This window comes from Pseudomonas sp. BP01 (assembly GCF_022760795.1).
Taxonomy (GTDB): Bacteria; Pseudomonadota; Gammaproteobacteria; order Pseudomonadales; family Pseudomonadaceae; genus Aquipseudomonas; species Aquipseudomonas putida_Q.
Genome location: NZ_JAFBKA010000085.1, coordinates 1 through 423, shown reverse-complemented (window position 1 = coordinate 423; position 423 = coordinate 1). Strand labels below are relative to the sequence as shown.

Here is a 423-nt window from a genome sequence, read left to right as displayed (position 1 = left end):
GTACCGCCCCGTAGCTGTTCGCCGTGCACCGGAATGCCGTCCAGCAGCAGACGCCCGGCGGTTTGCCGGACGCCGGGTGGCAGAACGCCAAGCGCGGCGGCACAGGTCAGCGATTTTCCGCAACCGCTGCTGCCCAGCAGGGCCAGCACCTGCCCGCGACGCAGGGTCAGCGACAGCTCCGTCACCAGCGGGCGGCCGGCGCACAGGGTAAAGTGTTCTAACTGGATCTTTTGCGGCATCAGTGGCTGTGCTCCGCGATCAGGTGAGGATCGAGACGATCGCGCAGCGCGTCGCCCACCAGGTTAAAGGCCATCACGCTGATAAACAGCGCCAGGCCGGGCCACAGCATCTGTAGCGGCTGGGTCCAGATAAACTGCCGCGCATCGTTAATCATCACCCCCCATTCCGCCGTGGGTGCGCTGA

General features: G+C 65.7%; 1 protein-coding gene and 1 pseudogene. Both read right to left on the bottom strand.

Features of this window, described 5'->3' with window-relative positions:
* Positions 1–239: ATP-binding cassette domain-containing protein (locus tag JOY50_RS28585; RefSeq protein ID WP_243056178.1), on the bottom strand; the 239-nt coding region annotated here is incomplete at its 3' end.
* Positions 239–423 (bottom strand): annotated as a pseudogene (gene nikC / locus JOY50_RS28580) (nickel ABC transporter permease subunit NikC); the annotation flags it as partial. The gene JOY50_RS28585 and the pseudogene nikC, both read right to left, overlap by 1 nt.